The organism is Embleya scabrispora (assembly GCF_002024165.1).
Taxonomy (GTDB): Bacteria; Actinomycetota; Actinomycetes; order Streptomycetales; family Streptomycetaceae; genus Embleya; species Embleya scabrispora_A.
In genome coordinates this window covers 6,525,161-6,545,900 of the sequence record NZ_MWQN01000001.1, presented here as the reverse complement: position 1 = coordinate 6,545,900, position 20,740 = coordinate 6,525,161, and the positions used below count along the sequence as shown (strand labels likewise).

The window sequence follows — 20,740 nt, the reverse complement described above, 5'->3', positions numbered from 1 at the left end:
GCGCGAGCGCTCAACTCGTGCAGGCGGGTATCTGTTTGCTCACGTCGCCGCCGGTGTCCAGGAATATCGCGGGCACGAACCCGGTCCTGCCCTCCACGTCGATCTGCGCCCACGTCTTGCTGGAGGAGCCCGCGTAGTAGGCGATCGAGCCCTCCGCATGGCAGTTCGCGCGCACCTCGGTGCCGGTCTTGATCTGCACGACCTTGTCCGACTGGTACGACGTGCCCTTGTACATCACCAGCCAGCCGCCGGTGTGCACGGTGGCCGCGACCGAGCCCGGCTTGGGCCCCGCCGCGCTCTGCCCGGGCCCGGTCGTGGCCTTGCCCGTACCGGACTTGCCCGGACTCGGCGAGGCCGACGAACTCTTGCCGCCGGTCGCGTCCACCGACTTCTTCTTGTCGCCCGACCCGCCGCCGTCCACCGTGAGCAGCGCCACGAAGAAGACGATCACCAGCAGGATCAGTCCGCCGGCCACCATCAGGATCCGGACCGGGTGTCGACTCAGCGCGTTCAGCCCGAACCGCCCGCGCGGCGGCCCGCCGATGGGGTTCGGTGTGGAGAAGAACTCCGCCCGCCTCCGGTTGTCCATACGACCCCCTGCGTCCCCGCGTCGCCCGATATGCGCCTGTCCGCCGGCGAACCCCGCTCGATGGAGGTCTGCCCACAATGCCCATCAGACACCAACGGCGCCCCCAAGACGTACCCATGAGTCCACAAATCGATCGTCGCGACCGGCCACGACAACCCCGCACGACCCCGGAGTCGGGCCGACCCCGCCGCTACGCCGTCGGCAGCCAGTCCACCCGGCCGGCCAGCAGCACGTAGCCCACGAACGCCACGATGTCGATCAGCGCGTGCGCCACGAGCAGCGGCATCACCCGTCCCCAGCGCCGGTAGAGCAGGCAGAACAGCACGCCCATCACCACGTTGCCGAAGAACCCGCCGATGCCCTGGTACAGGTGATAGGAGCCGCGCACGACCGAGCCGATCACCACCGCCTTGATCCACGGCACCCGCAACTGGTCGAGCCGGCGCAGCAGATAGCCGAGGACGATCACCTCCTCGAGGGCCGCGTTCTGGATCGCGGACAGGACCAGGACCGGGATCCGCCACCACACGTCGGGCAGCGTGGTGGGCACCACGGTCAGGTTGGCCCCGGCCGCGTGCGCGCCCAGGTACAGCGCCAGGCCGGATCCGCCGATCGCCGCCGCGACCGCCGTCCCGCGCCCCAGGTCCCACCACGGGCGGGTGCGGTCCACCCCGAGTACGCGCAGCGAGGAGCCCTCGCGCATCAGCAGGTGCGCGACCAGGAAGACCGGCACCAGCGCGGTGGCGATCCCGAACAGTTGCCAGGCCAGGTCCAACCAGGGCCGATCCACCGCGCGCGAGCCGTTCAACACCGCGGCCTTGTGGCCGAGCCCGCCCGGCGCGGTCAGCGAACCCAGGAAGGAGATCAGCGAGGAGACCCCGGACGCCCCCAGGGACAGGGCCAGCACCAGCACCACCTCGGAGCGCAGCACGCGGCGCCGGGGCTGGGTGGGCGTCTCGACGGTCTCGGACGCGGGCTCGGTGATCACAGGCACACGGTATCGAGCGCGGACAAGCCCGTCGTCAGCCCACGGGCCACGTGTGCACCGGGTCACCGCCGCGCATGTGCTCGGCATAGCGCAGGGTCATCGCGCGCAACGCCTCCAGTCGGTCCATGCCCTTGGCGTCGCGGTAGTGGTGGTACTGCGCGCTCTGCCAGCCGGCCCCGTTGACCCGCAGGAGGCAGCGCTGCTCGATGATGCCCAGGTACTCGTCCCGCTCGCGCGGGTCGATGCCCCACCGGTCCAGCCCCTCGTACGCGCGCGGCAGCAGGTCGTCCAGGACCAGTCGGGTAACCGGAACGGTGCCGTGTCCGGGCCAGTTCAACTCGGCGTCGATGCCGAAGCGGGCGCCCGCGTGGAAGTTGCCGGTGGCCACCTCGAACGGCATCCGCTCCCACACCGGGTGGTCGTCGTCCACCAGCGAGCGCACCAGGCCGTAGTAGAACGCCGCGTTGGCCATGATGTCGACCACGGTCGGTCCGGCCGGCAACACCCGGTTCTCCACCCGCAGATGCGGTTTCCCGCGTGCGACGTCGTAGACCGGGCGGTTCCACCGGTAGATGGTGCCGTTGTGCAGCTTGAGCTCGCGCAGATGCGGCACGTCGCCCCGATCCAGCGCCTCGATCGGATCCTCGTCGTCGCAGATCGGCAACAGCGACGGGAAATACCGCAGGTTCTCCTCGAACAGGTCGACCACCGAATCGATCCAGCGTTCGCCGAACCACGTCAGCGGCCGGACACCCTGCGCGATCAATTCCTCCGGCCGGGTGTCGCACGCCTGCTCGAACAGGATCGGCCGGGTCTCGCACCACAACTCGCGACCGAACAGGAACGGCGAGTTCGCGCCGATGCCGCACTGCACTCCGGTGATCGACTGCGCCGCGTTCCACAGCGGGGCGAAATTGCGCGGCGTGACCTGGAGGTGGAACTGCACGGACGTGCACGCGGCCTCGGAGACGATCGTGGTGGAGGTGGTGTCCAGCCGCTCGACGCCGTCGATGCGCAGCCGGATGTCCTCGCCCCGGGCGTTCAGGATCTGGTCGTTGAGCAGCGTGTAGCGCGCGTTGTCGGATATCGTCTCGAACGCCATGTGCGCGTCGGTGAGGGTCGGCAGAATTCCGATCATCACGATCCGCGCGTCGAGTTCGGCGGCCTTGCGATCCGCGTAGTCCAGACTCGTGCGCAGTTCCTCCACCAATTCGGAGAACACCGGTCCGGTCAGCCGGTGCGGCGGAATGTTGACCTCGATGTTGAACAGGCCCAGTTCCGTCTGGAAATCGGGGCTGGCTATCCGCCGCAGTACTTCGGCATTGCTCATCCGGGGCCGGCCGGCGGCATCGGCCAGGTTGAGTTCGATCTCGACACCCATGAGCTTTCGAGCGCTCTCGAACCGGTTCTCGTCGAGCATGCGCTGGAGCGTTTCCAGACATCGACGCAATTTGTGCCGGTAGCGCTGCCGATCGGACCTGCCGAACTCGGTGACCTCGACCTTTTCGCCCATGAATGCCCCTCCCCAGGAACCCGGCTCCGGTAGGGAGCCGGTCGAGTGGTCGCAATCCGGTACCTGTCGGATCGGGACGTGCCGAACGTTCCCGCCGACGTTCCCCCCAACCGATGCATCGGGCCGACATTGGGAACATTACCGATCGACCGTGACGAAACACAGGGGAACCACGAGGCCGACAACCACGTCACTGATCACATCGAGGAAGCATCCGGTGGTGGATCTTCAAGCCTTGTCGGCGATCACCTAGGGTGGCCTCTTCCCAAGGCGCCGAAGCGAGATCTTTTTGGGGGTTGTCGTGCGGGGGTTGATTCGGGCACTGCCGATACAGGGTCTGCGATTCCAGGCAGTGGTCACGGTCATCGCGATCCTCGTCTGTGGCGCACTCGTGTGGAATGTCGCCGGCGACGGCCGCTGGTCGGCGGCGGCCTCGCCCAGGGCCGGCGACGCGCCCAAGGAGATACAGGCACCGCTGCAACCGGGCAGCCCGAACGCGCAGGAGCCGGCCACGCCGCCGGCCGCGCAGCAGCCGCCGGCGGACGCCACTTTGGTGAGCAAGGTCAAGGGCGAGGGCAAGGTGGTCGCCCTGACCCTGGACGACGGGCCGTGGCCGGAGTGGACCGACAAGGCCCTGTCGATCCTCGCCCGCAACGACGTCAAGGCCACCTTCTGCATGGTCGGCCAACAGGCCAAGGACCACCCGGACCTGGTCCGCAAGGTGGTCGCGGCCGGCCACACGTTGTGCAACCACAGCATGACGCACGACATCAACCTGAAGAAGCGCACGCCGCAGGAGATGCACGGCCAGATGCAGGAGACGCTGGAGTGGATCCACAAGGCCTCCCCCGGAACGCCCGTGCGCTGGTTCCGCGCTCCGGGCGGCAACTGGTCCGAGGAGGTGCGCCAGACCGCCGCGTCACTGGGCATGGGCTCACTGCACTGGACGGTGGACACCAACGACTGGCAGAAGGCCGGCGTCCCCAAAATGCTCCAGAACGTCCACGGCCAACTCGGCCCCCGAGGCATCATCCTGTGCCACGACGGCGGCGGCGAACGCAGCCAAACCATGACAATGCTCGAACAAATAATCCCCGAACTAAAGTCCAACGGCTACACCTTCGTAACCCCATAACCAAGCCGCCCCCCAAGCCCAAAACCCCACCCGGGGCAACCCACCCAGCCCATCCGGCGCAACCCACCCAGCCCGTCCGGCGCTTGAGGACAAAGCCCCACCAAACCGCAGCCTCCCCGCACAACACCACCAACCCCAGCCCGTCCGGCGCAACCCACCCAGCCCGTCCGGCGCTTGAGGACAAAGCCCCACCAAACCGCAGCCTCCCAGCACAACACCACCAAATCCAGCCCGTCCGGCGCTTGAGGACAAAGCAACCCACAACCGCAGCCTCCCCACCCGGGGCAACCCACCCAGCCCGTCCGGCGCTTGAGGACAAGGCCCCCGGATGGGCGGCCGAACGCATACTCCCGCGCCCACCGGGCACGAGCGCACGGGCGCAAGCGGCGCCGCTCGCTCCCCCCCGGAGGCCCCCATCGACACCCCCCTCGCCATCGGCCTCCTCCTCGTCCTCATCGCCGGCAACGGCATGTTCGTCGCCGCCGAGTTCTCCCTCGTCACCGTCGAGCGCAGCGACGTCGCCGCCCGAGCCGAAGCCGGCGACCGCGGCGCCCGTCGCGTACTCCACGGCCTGCGCACCCTGTCCTTCCAACTCTCCGGCGCCCAACTCGGCATCACGCTGACCTCGCTGATCGCCGGCTACCTCGCCGAGGCCGCGTTCCGCCTCCCGAGGTTCGCCGCCCTCGTGCTGGCCTCCGCCTTGCAGATGGTGCTCGGCGAACTCGTGCCCAAGAACGCCGCGATCGCCCGCCCCCTGGGCGTCGCCCGCGTCGCCGGTCCGTTCCAGATCGGCTTCTCCCGGCTCTGCCGCCCGCTGATCGTCTTCCTCAACGGCTCCGCCAACGCCCTGGTGCGAAGGCTCGGGATCGAGCCGCAGGAGGAACTCGGCTCGGCCCGCTCCCCCGACGAACTGGCCCAACTGGTCCGGCATTCGGCCCGCGCCGGCGCGCTGCCCGTCGGCACCGCCCGGATCCTGAACCGCGCCCTGCGCTTCGCCGGCAAGCAGGCCGCCGAGGCGATGACCCCCCGCACCGAACTGGTCACCCTGCCCGCGACCGCGTCGGTGACCGAACTCCTCGACACCGCCCGCGCGTGCGGCCACAGCCGGATCCCGGTGCGCGGCCAGGACCTGGACGAGATCGTCGGCGTGGCCGTGGTCCGCGACGCGCTGCGCGTGCCCGCCGCGGAGCGCCCGCACACCCCGCTCACCCGGATCGCCCGTGCCCCGGTCCTGGTGCCCACCTCGCTCGACCTCCAACGCGCCGTCGAGCGCCTGCGCGAGGGTCGCACCCAGCTGGCCGTCGTGGTCGACGAGTACGGCGGCACCGCCGGCATCCTGACCGCCGAGGACCTGGCCGAGGAACTGGTCGGCGACCTCGCCGACGAACACGACCCGGCGGACGAGCCGGACGCGCCGCCGCAGCGCCCCCCGAGCACCCACGTGCTGCGCCTGTCCGGCCTGCTGCGCGCCGACGAGGTCGAGGAGGCCGCCGGCTGGCGCATGCCGGTCGGCGACTACAACACGCTGGCCGGCCTGGTCCTGGCCGAGCTGGGCCGGCTGCCGCAGGTGGGCGACCACGTGGTCGTGGCCGGCCGGCGGCTCACCGTGGTCCGGATGGACCGCCACCGGATCGACGAGGTGGAACTGCGGACGGAGATCGACGAGTGATGGGCGACCTGCTGCTGTCGCTGGTCCTGCTCGCGGCCAACGCGTTCTTCGTCGGCGCCGAGTTCTCGGTGATCTCCGCCCGCCGCACCCGGATCGCGCCCCGGGCCGAGGCCGGCTCGCGCCGGGCGACGATGGTGCTCACCGCGATGGGCCGGCTGTCCACCATGCTCGCCGCCGCCCAACTCGGCATCACGGTGGCCTCGCTCGGCCTGGGCGCGGTGGCCGAGCCCGCGCTCGCACACCTGCTCGGCACCCCGATCGAGGCGCTGGGCCTGCCCGCCGGCGCGGTGCATCCGATCGCCTTCGTGGTGGGCCTGGCCGTGGTGGTGTTCTGCCACATGGTGCTCGGCGAGATGGTGCCCAAGAACATCGCGCTGGCCGGGCCCGAGGAGTGCGCGATGTGGCTGACCCCGCCGCTGTTGGTGTTCGCCCGGGTGACCGCGCCGATCCTGTGGTTGTTCAACCACATCGCCAACCTCTGCCTGCGCGTCTTCGGGGTGCGGCAGGTGGACGAGGTGCGCAGCGTGTACACCGCCGAGGAACTTCCGGCGCTGCTCGCCGAGTCGCGCGAGCACGACCTGCTGGACGTGGACGAACACGACCGGCTCGCCGGCGCGCTCGCGCTGCACTCCGGCACGGCCGGCGAGGTGCTGCACCCGTGGTCCGACGTGGTGGCGCTGCCCGCGCCGGTGTCGGCGGCCGCCCTCGAAGAGGTCGCGGTGCGCACCGGTCTGTCCCGCTTCCCCGTTCTGGACCCGGCCGGGCGCCCCGAGGGCTACGTCCACGTCCTCGACGTGCTGGCGCCCGAAACGGATGCTTCGGTACCGGTCTATCCGCTTGTCACCGTCACCCCGGACACCGCGCTGACCGGCCTGTTGGCCCGCATGCGCGGCTCCCGCACCCACCTGGCCCTGGTGCTGGCGCCGGACTCCGCGCCACTGGGCCTGGTCACCCTCGACGACGTGATGTCCTCGCTTTTCCCCTGATCGAGACTGTTCCAAAAGGTCTTCAAACGGGTGTCAGTTCGCAATACACCGTTACTTTTCGCAGCCGTTTCGGTACAATGCGCTGACCGGCCCTGCCGGGTCCCTCTGAACGCCGCCGGGTCGTCCCCCGGTCGGATACCCGGTTCCCCACAGCACAGCGCCGCTTTCCCCTCCCCGGATTTTCCGGGTTTCTTGGACTCTGCATCGAAATGAGGCGGTCTCATGGTCCTGCGTGTGCCCGAGGCTCCCGAATCGGCCCGACGAGCGGCGCGAGCCGTGCTCGATTCCCGTGAATCGCTTCCCGCCGACTGCCGCACCGAGCAAGCCGCGCTCACGGCCGGATTCCCGCACCGCGTCTTCGAGATCGACCTGCTGGACCTGGTCTCCGAGCGCGGTGTCCGCAGCGCTCGGCAGGTGGGTTGGCGCTGGCTCCTGTGGTCCGGGGACACGGTCGTCGGCGGCATCGAGGTCCGCACCGGTCCGACCGGCCACGGCGTCGGCCGATTCGTCGAGGGCCCGTTCACCGTCGCCACCGCGCCCGCCGCCGCAGCGGCCCGCGCACTGCCGCAGACCATGCTGCGCCGCGACGAGGCGCGCCTGCTGAACGTCCCCGGGATGTACATGGTCGCGCTGTGGCTGGCGGACGAGGCGGGCGGTGTCGACCTGCTCATCCCGCTCGCCCCGGCGCCGTGCGGGGTGCAGGCGCTGCGCGGATACACCGCGGCCGAACTGGCCGAGGTCCTGGCCGCGCGTACCCGCCGGCCGGCCGCCGTGGGGGCTGCGGACAGCTGATCACACCCCGCCGTTCACACGTGTGGTCACATCTTGGGCGCAGTCGGGTGAGAACCGCGATAAGTCCTGCGCGAGGCGGTTTCAAGGCGGAGACTGTGATCTGCCGGGCAATGGGGCCCGGCGCGCTCCGCGCAGACAGAGAAGGTACGAGGATGTGCCAGCACCGACCGCATTGCCCCCCGGCGGACAGCCCCGATCGTGAGGCCGCCGCCGTTGTGGCCGCTCATTTCGAACAGGGATGGAGCCTGCTGTGCAACGGCGTCGTCCTGTTCGAGGACACGGGCGAACTGCTGCCGGACGGACGCACCATCGCCCCGCACCGACCCCGGGTGGGGTTGGTTTCGGCGGCCTGAACCGTTCGCACGGCCCTGACGAGCCGGAGGTCCCTCGGAACGACCTCCGGCTCTCGTCTGCCCGGAACCCGGTCCGGCGGCGAATCGCAGCGGCGGCCCGGGGTCCCGATACAGTCCGAGCGGCACCGGCTACGCGCGACGACTCGGAGTTTTGTCCCCATGGGCATTGGCGACACTGGCGACACCCCTCGGCCCGGCCGCCCGCGTGACCCGCGCACCGACGAGTCGATCCTGGCCGCGGCCCGCGAACTGGTCGCGGAGCAGGGGTACAACCGGGTCAGCATCGACGCGGTCGCCCGCCGTGCGGGGGTGACCAGGCCCACCGTGTACCGCCGCTGGCCCTCGAAGGCGCACCTGGTGCACGAGGCGGTGTACCCGGCCCGCGAGATGAGCTTCCGGCCGCTGCCGCACGAGGACTTCGCCACCGGCGTGTCGCGCTTCGCCGAGGCCGCGCTCGACTCCTTCCGGCGCCCGGAGACCGCGGCGGCGGTGCCCGGGCTGCTCGCCGAGTACCGCGACCAGCCCGAGCTGAAGGATCTGCTCGTGGCCCGGATGGATCCGGTCCGGGCGATCTTCCGGGCCTTCGTCGCGGACGCGATCGCGCGTGGCCAGGCCCGGCCGGACCTGGACGCGGATCTGTTGTTCGAATCGCTCAGCGGCGCGCTGATGTTCGGCGTCCTGGGCAGCGACCTGGCCACGAAGCCCGGCTTCGCCGCGTCGGTGGCGCGCCTGCTGACACACGGCGCGGCCCGCCCCTGAGCGGTGCTCGGGGACGGGCCGCGCGGGCCTGCGGCTCAGTTGGCGCCGTACGCCTCGACCGGCGGGCACGAGCAGACCAGGTTGCGGTCGCCCTGGGCGCCGTCGATCCGGCGCACCGGCGGCCAGTACTTCTCGGCCGGCACCACCCCGGCGGGGAAGACCGCCTCCTCGCGCGTGTAGGCGTGCGCCCACTCGCCGGCCAGCAATGCGGCGGTGTGCGGAGCGTTCGCCAGCGGGTTGTCGTCGGCCGGCAGCTCGCCCGAGGCGACCCGGTCGATCTCGCCCTTGATCGCGATCATCGCGTCGCAGAACCGGTCGATCTCGTGCAGGTTCTCGCTCTCGGTCGGCTCGATCATCAGTGTGCCGGGCACCGGGAAGGACATCGTCGGCGCGTGGAACCCGTAGTCGATCAGCCGCTTGGCCACGTCGTCCACGCTGACGCCGGTGGCCTTGGTGATCCCGCGCAGGTCGATGATGCACTCGTGGGCGACCAGGTCGTTCGGGCCGGTGTAGAGCACCGGGAAGTGCGGCGTGAGCCGCTTGGCGATGTAGTTGGCGCCGAGCACGGCCACCTGGGTGGCCTCCTTGAGCCCCTCCGGGCCCATCAGGCGCAGGTAGGTCCACGGGATCGGCAGGATCGCCGCGGAGCCCCACGGGGCCGCCGAGATCGGTCCCACGCCCGTCTCCGGGCCCGCGGTGGGCTGGAGCGGGTGGTTGGGCAGGTACGGCGCCAGGTGCGCGCGCACCGCGACCGGGCCGACGCCCGGGCCGCCGCCGCCGTGCGGGATGCAGAAGGTCTTGTGCAGGTTCAGGTGCGACACGTCGGCGCCGATGGCGCCGCCGGGCTGGGCCAGTCCGACCAGCGCGTTCAGGTTCGCGCCGTCCACGTACACCTGGCCGCCGGCCTCGTGGATCGCCGCGCACACCTGCTCGATGCCCTCCTCGAACACGCCGTGCGTGGACGGGTAGGTCACCATCAGCACCGCGAGGGTGTCCCGGTACTGCTCGATCTTCGCGTGCAGGTCGGCCAGGTCCACGTCGCCGTTCGCACCGGTCTTGACCACCACCACGCGCATCCCCGCCATCACCGCGCTGGCCGCGTTGGTGCCGTGCGCGGAGGAGGGGATCAGGCACACGTCGCGCGCGGTGTCGCCGTTGGCGTGGTGGTACGCGCGGACCGCGAGCAGCCCGGCGAGTTCGCCCTGGGAGCCGGCGTTGGGCTGGAGCGAGACCTTGGCGTAGCCGGTGATCCGGGCCAGCGAGTCGGCCAGCCCGTCGATCAACTCCAGGTAGCCCGCCGCCTGGTCGACCGGCGCGAAGGGGTGCATGTTCGCGAACTCCGGCCAGGTGATCGGCTCCATCTCGACCGTGGCGTTGAGCTTCATCGTGCACGAGCCGAGCGGGATCATGCCCCGGTCGAGCGCGTAGTCCTTGTCCGCGAGCCGACGCAGGTAGCGCAGCATGTCGGTCTCGGAGCGGTGCGTGTGGAAGACCGGGTGGGTCAGGAACTCGGTGTCGCGCAGCAGCCCCGAGGGCAGCGTGTCGGCGGTCTCCGCGTCGAGCGCGGCCACGTCGCCGCTCACCCCGAACGCGCCCCAGACCGCCTCGACGTGCGCCCGCAGCGTGGTCTCGTCACACGTGATCGCCACGTGGTCCGCGTCCACCGGCCGCAGGTTGACGCCGGCCGCGCGGGCCGCCGCGAGCACCTGCTCGGCCCGGCCCGGCACCCGGGCGGTGACCGTGTCGAAGAAGTCGCCGTGCACCACCTCGACGCCGCCGGCCCGCAGCCCGCCCGCCAGCACGGCCGCGTAGCGGTGCGTGCGGCGCGCGATCGAGGCGAGCCCGTCCGGCCCGTGGTAGACGGCGTACATCCCGGCCATCACCGCGAGCAGCACCTGTGCGGTGCAGATGTTGCTGGTCGCCTTCTCCCGGCGGATGTGCTGCTCGCGCGTCTGCAGCGCGAGCCGGTACGCGGGCGCGCCGTCGGCGTCCACCGACACCCCCACCAGACGGCCCGGCATGCTGCGGGTGAGCTTCTCGCGGACCGCCAGGTAGCCCGCGTGCGGGCCGCCGAAGGCCATCGGCACCCCGAACCGCTGGGTGGTGCCGACCGCGATGTCGGCGCCCATCGCGCCGGGCGCGCGCAGCACGGTGAGCGCGAGCAGGTCGGCGGCGACCGCCACCAGGGCGCCCTGCGCGTGCGCGGCCTCGATCACCGGGGTCAGGTCGCGGACCAGACCGTCGGTGCCCGGGTATTGGAGCAGTACCCCGAAGCAGCCGCCTTCGGGCAGTCCGTCGGCGGTGTCGGCGACCACGACCTCGATGCCCAGCGCCCGCGCGCGCGTGCGCACCACGGCGACGGTCTGCGGCAGCGTGGCCGTGTCCACGACGAACACGTCGCTCTTGGCCCGCCCGGCCCGGCGGGCCAGCGTCATCGCCTCGGCGGCGGCGGTGGACTCGTCCAGCAGCGAGGCGCCGGCCACGTCCAGGCCGGTCAGGTCGGTGACCACGGTCTGGAAGTTGAGCAGCGCCTCCAGCCGGCCCTGGGAGATCTCCGGCTGGTAGGGCGTGTAGGCGGTGTACCAGGCCGGGTTCTCCAGCACGTTGCGGGTGATCACCGGCGGGGTGAAGGTGCCGTGGTAGCCGAGCCCGATCATCGAGGTCAGCACGGTGTTGCGGGAGGCCAGCTCGCGCAGTTCGGCCAGCACCTCGGCCTCGGTGCGCGCGGCCGGCAACTCGAAGCCCGCGAGCGCGCGGATCGCGGCCGGCACCGCCGCGTCGGTCAGCTCGTCCAGGGACCCGTAGCCGATGGCGGCGAGCATCTTCGCCTGTTCGTCGGTGTCCGGACCGATGTGCCGGCCGGTGAACGGCGACGCGGCCTCCAGGCCGGTCAACGAGCCGGGGCCGGAGGGGAGTACGGCGTGAGCACGCGTCGGGGCAGGGGTGCGCGGTGTCATCGCGAAAGGCCTCCTGGATCGCTCCTGGACGGACACGCGGGTCGCGCGCCCACCGGCCTCCCCCTCTGTCATCGGTACCTGAGAGCTTCACCCCGCCCGGAACACCGGCGGGGCCGGTCCCACGAACGCGATTTGCACCGTCGGCGAGGATCCGACCCGACTCGGCGAGCCACGTGCGGATCCTGCTTTCCAGAGTGCCCACGACCACGCGGTACGGGTGCCTGAGAGATTCCGGGGAGGAGTTGCTCCTTCGGCGCCTCGTGCGGACGACACGAGGACTCTCCCGCGCGAACGTAATGGGCGGCTTCAACGGTATCAGCGTGGCATCGGGTACGGACGGGACGCCAGGCCGGAGGTGCGGGGGTTGTCAGGTCGGCGGGTCCGGCGGACCGAGGTCGCCGGGACCGGCCGGCCGGTCGCCCCGGTCGCCGCCCGTGCCCGGCAGGGGCAGCGGCTCCCCCGGTCGCAGCGCCGGGTCGGCGAGGGCGAAGGTGCGCACCCGGCCGGGTTTTCCGCCCGGGACCTCGAAGCGCACCGTGACGCGCCCGACGCCGCTGCCCTGGACCCAGCCGGGGCCGAAGTCCTCGTGGACCACGTCCTGCCCGGGGGACCAGGAGACCCGCCCGGGGCCGGCCTCGGCGGGCTCCTCCCCCGTCGGCTCCGCGTCGTCGTCCTCCGCCGGCTCCTGTGCCGGCGCGTCGGCGGCGCCGAACAGGTCCTGCTGGGCGAAGTCGGCCAGGCCGCTGACGCCCACCCCGAGCAGCCGCACCCCGCCGGTGACGTCCACCTGGGCGGCCAACCGGCGGATCGTCTCGCGCACCACGCCCGGGTCGTCGGTGGGGCCGCGCAGCGTCTCCGAGCGGGTGAGCGTGCTGAAGTCGTAGCGGCGCAGCTTCAACACGATGGTGCGACCGGAGCGGCCGGCCGCGCGCAGCCGCTCCACGCAGCGGATCGAGAGGCGGTCCAGTTCCCGGGTGATCCGCTCGCGGTCGACCAGGTCGGTGGCGAAGGTGTCCTCGACCGACACCGACTTGGCGTCGCGGTCGGCCACCACCGGGCGCGCGTCCAGGCCCGCGGCCAGTACGTACAGGCCGTGTCCGTGCGCCTGGCCCAGCAGGCGGACCAGTTCGCTCTCGTCCACCGCGGCCAGTTCGGCGACGGTGTCCAGGCCGGCCCGGCGCAGCACGTCACCGGTGGCCGGTCCGACCCCGGGCAGCGCGCGCACCGGAAGCGGATCGAGCATCGCCCGCTCGGTGCCGGGCACCACCACGCACAACCCGTCGGGCTTGTCCGCCTCGGAGGCGATCTTGGCCAGCAGCTTCGAGGTGGCCGCGCCGACCGAGCAGGTCAGGCCGGTGGCGGCGTGTATGTCGGCGCGCAGGCGCACGGCGATCTCGGTGACCCGGGCGGTGTCCAGGGCGCCGCCGTGCGGGCCCGCGTCCAGGTCGATGAACGCCTCGTCCAGGCTGAGCGGTTCGACCAGTGGGGACAACCGGTGCAGCAGCTCCATCACGGTGTCGCTGACCTGCCGGTAGAGGCCGAAGCGGGGGCTGAGGAAGGCGGCGTTGGGGCAGCGCCGACGGGCCTCGCCGATGGACATCGCGGAGCGGACGCCGAAGACCCTGGCCTCGTAGGAGGCGGTGGCCACCACACCTCGGGCCCCGATGCCGCCCACGATCACCGCCTTGCCGGCCAGGCTGGGCTTGGCGACCTGCTCGACCGACGCGTAGAACGCGTCCATGTCGAGGTGGAGGATGCCCGGCGCCTGTCTCACACCGCGCAATTCTGACGCATCGGTCCGACATGCCCGGTGAACGCTCGTTCGGGCGCGCCGTCTCGGGCGGCCGGGCGGCCGGCGGTCAGTCCGCCAGGGCGCGCCGGATCGCGTCGCTGGGGCGGGCGGTCACGCGGGGGTCCGGCTTGAACACGATCGTTCCGGTCGCCTTGATCGCGGCGAGCACCTCGCGACCGGTTCCGTACACGGTGGGCCCGATGTGGCCCCATGTCAGGGATCGGTCCGGAACACCGTAGGCATCGATGCCGGCGGCCTTGCACAACGCCAGCGCACGGCGCAGATGGAAGCTCTGCGTGACCACGATCATCCGCTCGACGCCGAAGATCCGCTTCGCCCGGGCGCAGGACTCCCAGGTGGAGAATCCCGAGTCGTCGCTCACGACACGTTTGTCCGGGACGCCGCGCTCGACGAGGTAGCGACGCATCACCTTGGTCTCGTCGTGGCGGTTGCCGCCGCCGTCGCCGCTGACCAGGATCACCCGGGTCTTGCCGGAGCGGTACAGCCGCAGCGCCACGTCGAGTCGGCGGGCCAGCAGTTCCGACGGCCGATCCCCCCGCACACCCGCGCCGAGCACCATCGTGACGTCGCGCGCGGGCACCCGCTGCACCGAGCGCACCCGGTCCCCGGCGTACAGATGCAGCCCCGTCACCGGGGCCAGTCCGGCCACCGTGAGCAGGACCACGGCCTGATAGCCGCGCCGCTGGGCACGGCGTGAGCGGGGCAGGGTGGGGCGACGAATGGGCACATCCATGTGGACGTCCGGCCCCGCGCACCGGTTCCCGTCGGCGGTGTCGCCGCTCAGACCGCGCGATCTCGACGTCTGCGGGCCAACTCGTCGCCCGGATGGACCTGTGGCGTCGGCTCCCCGGTGCCGGTGTGCTCGCCCTGGAGTTGCGCGAGCGAGCCCTCGACCTCGCGCCACACCGCCCCCACCGCGATGCCGAAGACGCCCTGGCCGCCCTGGACCAGGTCGATGACCTCGTCGTAGGACGTGCACTCGTACACGCTCGCCCCATCGCTCATCAGGGTCATCCCGGCCAGGTCGCCGATGCCGCGTCCGCGCAGGTGGGCGACCGCGATCCGGATGTTCTGCAGCGAGACGCCGGTGTCCAGGAGCCGTTTGACGATCTTCAGCACCAGGATGTCGCGGAAGCCGTACAGCCGCTGCGTGCCCGGACCGTGGGCCGAGCGGACCGTGGGCTCGACCAGGCCGGTGCGGGCCCAGTAGTCGAGTTGCCGGTAGGTGATGCCGGCCGCCGCGCAGGCGGTCGGGCCGCGGTAGCCCACGTCCTCCGACGGAGTGCCGGGTGGGACGACGTCCGGCCGCCGGAGGCCCGCACCGGGGTCGGTCGCCGGCAGAGGACGTGCCGTGCGGGCGCGCTCCGCCGCCGTGATGTCGCCGGTGCTGCTCACGCCGACCTCCCTTTCGTCCCCGCGCGCCCGGGTACGGCGCGAGGAGTCTCTTTCAGTCCCGGGCCGCAGGCGGCGAGGTGCAACGCGCAGGGGTCATCCCGGAACTGTCGATTTCGACGGTAGGCAGTCACCAACAGCGCGTCAACGACCGGGCCGTTCGGCACGCCGAGTGACGCTGCTCGCACGAGTGGTTTGAACCCCATGGACACGGGTAGGTCTGCCGACTTTGCCACTGATCGCCTCTGCTCGGAATCGATCGACCCTGATCGGGTCCGAGACGCGAAGAACCGCCGACCGGGACCCGGTCGCCGAGGAGGCGAGGGGTCGGTCGACGGTTCCGAGGATGCGCCGGGGCCGGGGCGGGCCGGCTACTGGCTCGTGGTGCCGAAGTCCTCGGGCGAGATGTCGTTCAGGAACTCCCTGAACTTCTCGATCTCGTCCTCCTGCTCGTTGGGGATCACGATGCCCGCCTCGTCCAGGACCGCGTCGCTGCCCACGATCGACGTCCCGGTGCGCAGCGCGAGCGCGATCGCGTCCGACGGGCGCGCGCTGACCTCCACGCCGCCGGAGAAGACCAGCTCGGCGTAGAACACGCCCTCGCGCAGGTCGATGATCCGGATCTGGGTCAATTCCTGCCCCAACGCCTCCAGCACGTCCTTGAACAGATCGTGCGTCAGAGGACGCGCGGGTACCACGCCCTGTTGGGCGAACGCGATGGCCGTCGCCTCTACCGGGCCGATCCAGATGGGGAGATAACGATCGCCCCCCGTCTCCCGTAGGAGCACGATCGGCTGGTTAGAGGGCATCTCCACCCGGACGCCCACAACCTCTAGCTCGTTCACATCGCCACACTAGCGCGCCCGACTGTCGGTGACCGATCCCCGGGGGCCGAATAGGTCGGGGATTCGTCGTTTTTTCTTCGCGGCGCCGCGAGGCGGCCGGCGAGGGGCCGGGACGGGCGGCGTTCGGCGCGCCGACCGTACGCCGGGGTAGGGCGCCGAGGCGGGCACGCCGCGTCGGGGCGCCGATCAGCGGCCCAGGCGGGGCGCGAGCGCGGTGGTGACCAGGACGGTGTGCAGGCGCGAGGTGAGCGCCAGCAGGTCGCGGACGGTCTCCTCGGCGCCCGCCTTCGCGCGGGCGCCCCTGCGGTGCAGGAGCGGCGCGACGATCTGCTCGACCAGGGCGGCCTCGCGGTCCGCCGCGGCCTTGGCCTGGCGCAGGTGGCGCGGCTCGACGCCGTAGCGGCCGAGCGCGGCCACCAGGCGGGCCACCACGAGCGCGTCCCCGTCGTAGACAACGCCCTCCTCGGCCGGGTCCGCACCGGCCCCGTCGGGGCGCGGCCGGTGCGGCTGGATCAGGCCGAACTCCTCGAGCCGGGCCAGATCCGCGTCCTGGATGCCGGCCGCGGCGATCAGCCCCGGCCGGTCGAGGAGCACCGTGCCCCCGTCCCGGCCGGCCGCTCCGGGATCGCCGTCCCCGTCCCCGGGGTGCGCGGATTCGGCCGGGGTCGGGCCGGCCGGTTCGAGCCCGCGATCCATCGCGTCGAGTTGGTCCTTGATCACCCGCAGGGGCAGGTAGCGGTCGCGCTGCACACGCAGCACGTAGCGCAGTCGTTCGATGTCGGCGGGGCCGAACTTGCGGTAGCCCGACGGGCTCCGCTGCGGCTCGATGAGCCCTTCCGCCTCGAGGAACCGGATCTTGGAGATGCTGATGTCCGGGAACTCGGGACGCAGCAGGGTCAACACCCCGCCGATGCTCGAGGAGACCGATCCGGCCGCCGCCGGACTCACCCCATCAGCCCCTGCCTGCTCGGGAAGAAGACCAGTCGATACTTGCCGATCTGGACCTCGTCGCCGGGCGTCAGCGGAACCTCGTCGATGCGCTCGCGGCCCACGTAGGTGCCGTTCAGGCTGCCCACGTCGGCGACCGCGAAGCCCCCGGCGGTGCGGCGGAACTCGGCGTGCTTGCGCGAGACCGTCACGTCGTCGAGGAAGATGTCGCTCTGCGGGTGCCGACCGGCCGTGGTGCGGTCCGAGTCGAGCAGGAAGCGGCTGCCGGAGTTGGGGCCCCGCCGCACCACGAGGAGCGCGGTCCCCGGCGGCAGCGCGTCCACCGCGGCCTGCGCCTCGGGGGTCAGGATCTCGCGGGGCGCGGGTTCCGCGTCCAGCGCCTCGATGCCGCTGATCGAGATGGTCGAGGTCTGCTCCGACGCCCGCTCGGCGCCGGCGCCCAGGCGCGCGCCGCAGTTGGAGCAGAACCGGCCGCCGGGCGGGTTGTGGTGCCCACAGGTGCCGCACACGATCACGTCGGCCTCCTGACCCGTCCCGGTCGAACCTCGACCTTCGGTCGAGAGTTGCCCGAAACTTATGCGCGCCGTGTGTTCCTGGTCAACAGCGACATGCCCGGCGGTGGCGTCGGATTCGCCCATCCGGGGGGCGGAGTCGGGAGCGGGCGACGCGCCGGTGGAGGCCCCGTAGGGGGAACCCGGCGGCATCGTCGGCGGGGCGGCCGGCGGATTGCCGGACCTTCCCGCATCGGCAGCCGGCGCGTCGCCGGAGCGACGGGAACGACCGAACAATTTCGCGAACAACTTCACGGGCGAACCTCCCCGAGAGAACCTGGCCCGCCCGTGGGGCAGGAGGAGTGGGTCGTGGTGATGGACTGCCTACCGCTTCGCCGGGCCGTCAGGAGCCCAGGCTGTTCTGGTAGGCGGCCGCGTCCAAGAGCGCGGCCGGGGCGGCGGGGTCGTCGAGGCGCACCTCGAACATCCAACCATCGCCGTAGGGATCGGAGTTGACCAACTCCGGTGCGCCGTCGAGCGCGTCGTTGACGGTGGTCACGACGCCGTCGAGCGGCGCGAAGAGGTCGCTGACACTCTTGGTCGATTCCAGTTCGCCGCAGGGCTGTCCGGCCACGACGCGGGTGCCGACCGGCGGCAGCGTGACGTAGACGATGTCGCCGAGCGCGTCCTGCGCGTATTCGGTGATGCCGATCCGCACCGTCCCGGAGATCTCTTCCATGACGCGCACCCATTCGTGCTCCGTCGTGTACGCGAGATCTGCGGGGTACATGCGGACAGCCTGCCCTTCTTGCCTGAGAAGTGATGCACCGACGGCGACCGGCGGACTGATTCTGTCAGGTGTGCTCACCCGTTACCGGCGCCCGGTGCCGAGCGAGCGTAACCAGGCTTGTTCGCAGGCCGCAAGGCGTCGATCTGCACGTCCTGCGAGGGGGTGACGATGGCCCCCGCCTGCTTCTTCTCCAGCGTCTTCACCACGCCTCCGGGGATGTTCAGCGCGGGCTGGAGATCCTGCGGATTGCCGATCACCTTGAACACGTACGGCGGCAGCACCTTGACGTCGTCGATCACGATGTCGCCCGGCGGCGTGCCATTGAACCAGGTCCCGGCCACCACGCGGACATCGTTGATCTGGATCACCTCGGCGCCCGCCGCGCGCAGTTCCTGGAGCGTGTCGAGCAGCACGTCGCCGGTGACCTGGCGCTGCGGGTCGGTGATGGTCAGCGTGATACCGGGCCCGCTCGCCTTGACGGTGCCCGCCAGCACGCCCAGGGCGTCCGCCTTGGCCGCGTTCTGCTGGCGGGCCTCCTGGACCCGGTCGTTGCTGCTCTGGAGCTGTGTGCGGCTGTTCTCGAGGCGGTGCTTCTCGTCCTCCAACCGCCGAGTGCGCGCGTTGAGTTCGTCCAGCACCCGGACCAGGTCCTCCTGCCGCGCGCCGCGCAGCGGGTCCGACTCGTTGTTCGATCTGACCTGGATGGCCAGCCCGGCGCCGAGCGCGAACAGCAGCACGGCGCCCACGAGTTGGGCCCGGCTCACGCGCGGCGGCCAGAACGCCTCGATCAGCCGGCGTCGACCCGGCTGGTCGTCGACCGGCTCGGCGGAATGCGACGCGACCGGGTGCGGATCGACGTGGTCGGCCCCGACGGGCGGCGCGGCCCGGGCCGAATCCGATTCCGACCCGGGCGTGTCGCGCGCTTCGGCGCGCGCCCCCGCGTGCGAAAGTCCGGACAGGTCGCCCGGTTCGGGTGTTTCACGCGGTTCGTACGCCGGGAGCGTGTGCCGTACCTCGTGCGCGGACTCGCGCACCGGCGCGGTGATCGGCGCGATCTCCGAGGTCACCTCGGCGGCCTGCTCGCGGATCCGCTCCCGGATGTGGCGACCCTCGTGGTAGAGGTCGACCGGGCGCCGGGTCTCGATCGTGGGCTTGCGGGCGGAGGGCGCCTCCGGCTCCGGCTCGATCCCGGGTGCCGGCACCGGTTCCGCGTCCGGTGCCGGCACCCGCGCCGGCGGGCGTTGCGGCTCCTGCGGTGCGCGCGGGAGGCCCAACTCCCGTGGATCCTCGTCGTGGCGGGCGTGTCGCCCGTGCGTCTCGTCCGTTTCGTCGGCCATGTGTGACTCCCCGTCAGGCCCGGAAGACGTGCCGCCGGATGGCCGCCGCGTTGGAGAAGATCCGGATGCCGAGCACGACCACCACGCCGGTGGACAACTGCGCGCCGACGCCCAGCTTGTCGCCGAGGAAGACGATCAGGGCCGCGACGACCACGTTCGACAGGAACGAGACCACGAAGACCTTGTCGTCGAAGATGCCGTCGAGCAGTGCGCGCAGGCCGCCGAAGACCGCGTCGAGGGCGGCCACGACCGCGATGGGCAGGTACGGCTCCAGCTCGTGCGGGATCACGGGTCGGGCGAGATACCCGACCACGACCCCGAGGACCAGGCCGAGGACCGCGATCACTGTTTACCCTTTCGTTCGGTCGCCTTTTGCGACGTTGTCGGCGCGCCGGTCGGCCGGGCCGAACCGCTCGGCGGTCCGCCGGTGCCCGAGGGCGTGGCGGGCGGTGTGGTCGGGGTCGACTTGGCCGGGGTGCTCGGCGGCGGGGCCGGCGGCGGCGCGCCCGCCGGGTTCGCGTAGCGCAGCGAGGTGCCCAGGGCGGCGGGCAGCTTCATCTTCTTCTGCGCGCTCAGGTTGACCCGGATCCCGTAGTTCTCCTGCAACTGGCGCAGATACCGCCCGTCCGCGCCGACCATGAACTCCACCTGCATCGGCTTCGCGTTGCCGATCGCCAGGATCGTATAGGGCGGCGCGAGCGGGCGGTTGTCGACCAGGATCGAGGCACCGGCGGCGCGGATCGCGGACAGCGCGGTCAGCCGCTGGTTGTTGATCGAGATGGCCTCGGCGCCGGCCTTCCACAGGCCGTTGACCAGCCGCTGGAGGTCCCGGTCCAGGATCCGGCCGTTGGCCGCGGCCTCGGCCTGGCGCGGGTCGCTGGTGCCGTTGGTGTTGTCCGAGCCCTTGGCGTCGTCGGCGACCACCTTCAGCCCCGGCCCCTCGACCGGTTCGGATCCGGTGAGCAGCGCGAGCAGTTCGACCCGGTCCTTGGCCCCCTTGGGCAGGGAGACCTCCTGGATCGCGTCCACCTCGTCGCGCAACCGCTCCACGGTGGACTGGAGGCCGTCCACCTCTGCCTCGTCGGCGTGGATGCGGTCGACCAGCTGGTGCCGCTCGCGCTCGGCCTGCGGCGCGGCGGCGTGCACCTTCATCGCGGCGACCATCAGGATCATCGCGATCAGCGCGACTCCGACGACCGCGAGTATCCGGGCCAGCGGGCCCTTGTTCATGCCGGTGTCGCCGCGCACCGCGCGCCGCGCGGTGGCTTCCGCGTAGCCGGCGTCGAGGCTGTTGGTCATCATGTCCACGAGCAGGGACATCGAGGCGTCCGGCCGCCTGTACCGGCTTGTTCCCGGTGTCTCCCGCGTTGACATGCGCCCCAT

The 20,740-nt window shown here is 71.6% G+C and carries 20 protein-coding genes and 1 riboswitch; of the genes, 6 read left to right on the top strand and 14 right to left on the bottom strand.

Features of this window, described 5'->3' with window-relative positions; all coding sequences use genetic code 11:
- Window positions 1–10: 10 nt before the first annotated feature.
- The 3 genes from B4N89_RS28775 to B4N89_RS28765 form a co-directional block, all read right to left on the bottom strand.
- Window positions 11–589 (bottom strand): hypothetical protein, encoded by a 579-nt coding sequence (locus tag B4N89_RS28775; RefSeq protein ID WP_078978679.1) that lies wholly within the window; start codon window positions 587–589, stop codon window positions 11–13.
- Window positions 590–779: 190 nt separating this feature from the next.
- A complete protein-coding gene (locus B4N89_RS28770; RefSeq protein WP_078978678.1) occupies window positions 780–1,583 on the bottom strand; it encodes a CPBP family intramembrane glutamic endopeptidase in 804 nt (267 codons plus the stop codon).
- A 28-nt stretch (window positions 1,584–1,611) separates the two neighbouring features.
- Complete coding sequence (locus tag B4N89_RS28765) at window positions 1,612–3,090, bottom strand: glutamate--cysteine ligase (protein WP_078978677.1); 1,479 nt, start codon at window positions 3,088–3,090, stop codon at window positions 1,612–1,614.
- A gap of 352 nt (window positions 3,091–3,442) precedes the next feature.
- Here B4N89_RS28765 and B4N89_RS28760 point away from each other — a divergent pair, with 352 nt between their 5' ends.
- From B4N89_RS28760 to B4N89_RS28735, 6 genes are all read left to right on the top strand, one after another.
- The gene (locus B4N89_RS28760; RefSeq protein WP_235618833.1) at window positions 3,443–4,225 is read left to right on the top strand and encodes a polysaccharide deacetylase family protein; all 783 of its coding nucleotides are present in this window, start codon (window positions 3,443–3,445) and stop codon (window positions 4,223–4,225) included.
- A 328-nt stretch (window positions 4,226–4,553) separates the two neighbouring features.
- Window positions 4,554–5,894: a hemolysin family protein gene (locus B4N89_RS28755; protein WP_078978676.1), complete on the top strand. Its 1,341-nt coding sequence runs from the start codon at window positions 4,554–4,556 to the stop codon at window positions 5,892–5,894.
- The gene (locus B4N89_RS28750) at window positions 5,894–6,880 is read left to right on the top strand and encodes a hemolysin family protein (protein WP_078978675.1); all 987 of its coding nucleotides are present in this window, start codon (window positions 5,894–5,896) and stop codon (window positions 6,878–6,880) included. Before B4N89_RS28755 ends, B4N89_RS28750 begins: the two co-directional genes overlap by 1 nt.
- Before the next feature lie 276 nt (window positions 6,881–7,156).
- Window positions 7,157–7,672, top strand: a complete 516-nt coding sequence (locus B4N89_RS28745) for a hypothetical protein (RefSeq protein ID WP_143658121.1) — start codon at window positions 7,157–7,159, stop codon at window positions 7,670–7,672.
- 152 nt (window positions 7,673–7,824) lie between these two features.
- Window positions 7,825–8,025 carry a DUF5999 family protein gene (locus B4N89_RS28740; RefSeq protein WP_078978673.1) on the top strand — a complete coding sequence of 67 codons (201 nt, stop codon included), beginning with the start codon at window positions 7,825–7,827 and terminating at the stop codon, window positions 8,023–8,025.
- Between the two features lie 159 nt (window positions 8,026–8,184).
- The gene (locus tag B4N89_RS28735) at window positions 8,185–8,784 is read left to right on the top strand and encodes a TetR/AcrR family transcriptional regulator (protein ID WP_078978672.1); all 600 of its coding nucleotides are present in this window, start codon (window positions 8,185–8,187) and stop codon (window positions 8,782–8,784) included.
- Between the two features lie 35 nt (window positions 8,785–8,819).
- Here the strand turns inward: B4N89_RS28735 and gcvP are convergent, their stop codons facing one another.
- The 11 genes from gcvP to B4N89_RS28680 form a co-directional block, all read right to left on the bottom strand.
- Window positions 8,820–11,741: an aminomethyl-transferring glycine dehydrogenase gene (gcvP, locus tag B4N89_RS28730; RefSeq protein WP_235618832.1), complete on the bottom strand. Its 2,922-nt coding sequence runs from the start codon at window positions 11,739–11,741 to the stop codon at window positions 8,820–8,822.
- 199 nt (window positions 11,742–11,940) lie between these two features.
- Window positions 11,941–12,037, bottom strand: a riboswitch (glycine riboswitch).
- 71 nt (window positions 12,038–12,108) lie between these two features.
- On the bottom strand, window positions 12,109–13,515 hold the full coding sequence (locus B4N89_RS28725) for a DNA polymerase IV (RefSeq protein WP_201260925.1): 1,407 nt from the start codon (window positions 13,513–13,515) through the stop codon (window positions 12,109–12,111).
- A gap of 85 nt (window positions 13,516–13,600) precedes the next feature.
- Window positions 13,601–14,287, bottom strand: a complete 687-nt coding sequence (locus B4N89_RS28720) for a SanA/YdcF family protein (RefSeq protein WP_078978670.1) — start codon at window positions 14,285–14,287, stop codon at window positions 13,601–13,603.
- Between the two features lie 47 nt (window positions 14,288–14,334).
- Window positions 14,335–14,949 (bottom strand): MerR family transcriptional regulator, encoded by a 615-nt coding sequence (locus tag B4N89_RS28715; protein ID WP_380000939.1) that lies wholly within the window; start codon window positions 14,947–14,949, stop codon window positions 14,335–14,337.
- Between the two features lie 368 nt (window positions 14,950–15,317).
- A complete protein-coding gene (locus B4N89_RS28710; RefSeq protein WP_078978669.1) occupies window positions 15,318–15,791 on the bottom strand; it encodes a bifunctional nuclease family protein in 474 nt (157 codons plus the stop codon).
- Window positions 15,792–15,977: 186 nt separating this feature from the next.
- Window positions 15,978–16,739, bottom strand: coding sequence for a MerR family transcriptional regulator (locus tag B4N89_RS28705; protein ID WP_078978668.1), 762 nt, complete (start codon window positions 16,737–16,739; stop codon window positions 15,978–15,980).
- Window positions 16,736–17,254 carry an FHA domain-containing protein gene (locus B4N89_RS53095; RefSeq protein ID WP_078978667.1) on the bottom strand — a complete coding sequence of 173 codons (519 nt, stop codon included), beginning with the start codon at window positions 17,252–17,254 and terminating at the stop codon, window positions 16,736–16,738. Before B4N89_RS53095 ends, B4N89_RS28705 begins: the two co-directional genes overlap by 4 nt.
- 379 nt (window positions 17,255–17,633) lie before the next feature.
- Window positions 17,634–18,020: a glycine cleavage system protein GcvH gene (gcvH, locus tag B4N89_RS28695; protein WP_078978666.1), complete on the bottom strand. Its 387-nt coding sequence runs from the start codon at window positions 18,018–18,020 to the stop codon at window positions 17,634–17,636.
- Window positions 18,021–18,094: 74 nt separating this feature from the next.
- Window positions 18,095–18,979, bottom strand: coding sequence for a DUF881 domain-containing protein (locus B4N89_RS28690; protein WP_078979708.1), 885 nt, complete (start codon window positions 18,977–18,979; stop codon window positions 18,095–18,097).
- A gap of 391 nt (window positions 18,980–19,370) precedes the next feature.
- On the bottom strand, window positions 19,371–19,703 hold the full coding sequence (locus tag B4N89_RS28685) for a small basic family protein (protein WP_020548716.1): 333 nt from the start codon (window positions 19,701–19,703) through the stop codon (window positions 19,371–19,373).
- Window positions 19,700–20,677 carry a DUF881 domain-containing protein gene (locus tag B4N89_RS28680; RefSeq protein WP_101897202.1) on the bottom strand — a complete coding sequence of 326 codons (978 nt, stop codon included), beginning with the start codon at window positions 20,675–20,677 and terminating at the stop codon, window positions 19,700–19,702. The genes B4N89_RS28685 and B4N89_RS28680 overlap by 4 nt, the downstream gene beginning before the upstream one ends.
- Window positions 20,678–20,740 lie beyond the last annotated feature (63 nt).

Bases quoted from the DNA above. Each gene is read 5' to 3' on its own strand.
- B4N89_RS28775 (WP_078978679.1), bottom strand. From the start codon at position 589: ATGGACAACCGGAGGCGGGCGGAGTTCTTCTCCACACCGAACCCCATC.
- B4N89_RS28765 (WP_078978677.1), bottom strand. From the start codon at position 3,090: ATGGGCGAAAAGGTCGAGGTCACCGAGTTCGGCAGGTCCGATCGGCAG.
- B4N89_RS28755 (WP_078978676.1), top strand. From the start codon at position 4,554: ATGGGCGGCCGAACGCATACTCCCGCGCCCACCGGGCACGAGCGCACG.
- B4N89_RS28750 (WP_078978675.1), top strand. From the start codon at position 5,894: ATGGGCGACCTGCTGCTGTCGCTGGTCCTGCTCGCGGCCAACGCGTTC.
- B4N89_RS28740 (WP_078978673.1), top strand. From the start codon at position 7,825: ATGTGCCAGCACCGACCGCATTGCCCCCCGGCGGACAGCCCCGATCGT.
- B4N89_RS28735 (WP_078978672.1), top strand. From the start codon at position 8,185: ATGGGCATTGGCGACACTGGCGACACCCCTCGGCCCGGCCGCCCGCGT.
- gcvP (WP_235618832.1), bottom strand. From the start codon at position 11,741: ATGACACCGCGCACCCCTGCCCCGACGCGTGCTCACGCCGTACTCCCC.
- B4N89_RS28720 (WP_078978670.1), bottom strand. From the start codon at position 14,287: ATGGATGTGCCCATTCGTCGCCCCACCCTGCCCCGCTCACGCCGTGCC.
- gcvH (WP_078978666.1), bottom strand. From the start codon at position 18,020: ATGTACCCCGCAGATCTCGCGTACACGACGGAGCACGAATGGGTGCGC.
- B4N89_RS28680 (WP_101897202.1), bottom strand. From the start codon at position 20,677: ATGTCCCTGCTCGTGGACATGATGACCAACAGCCTCGACGCCGGCTAC.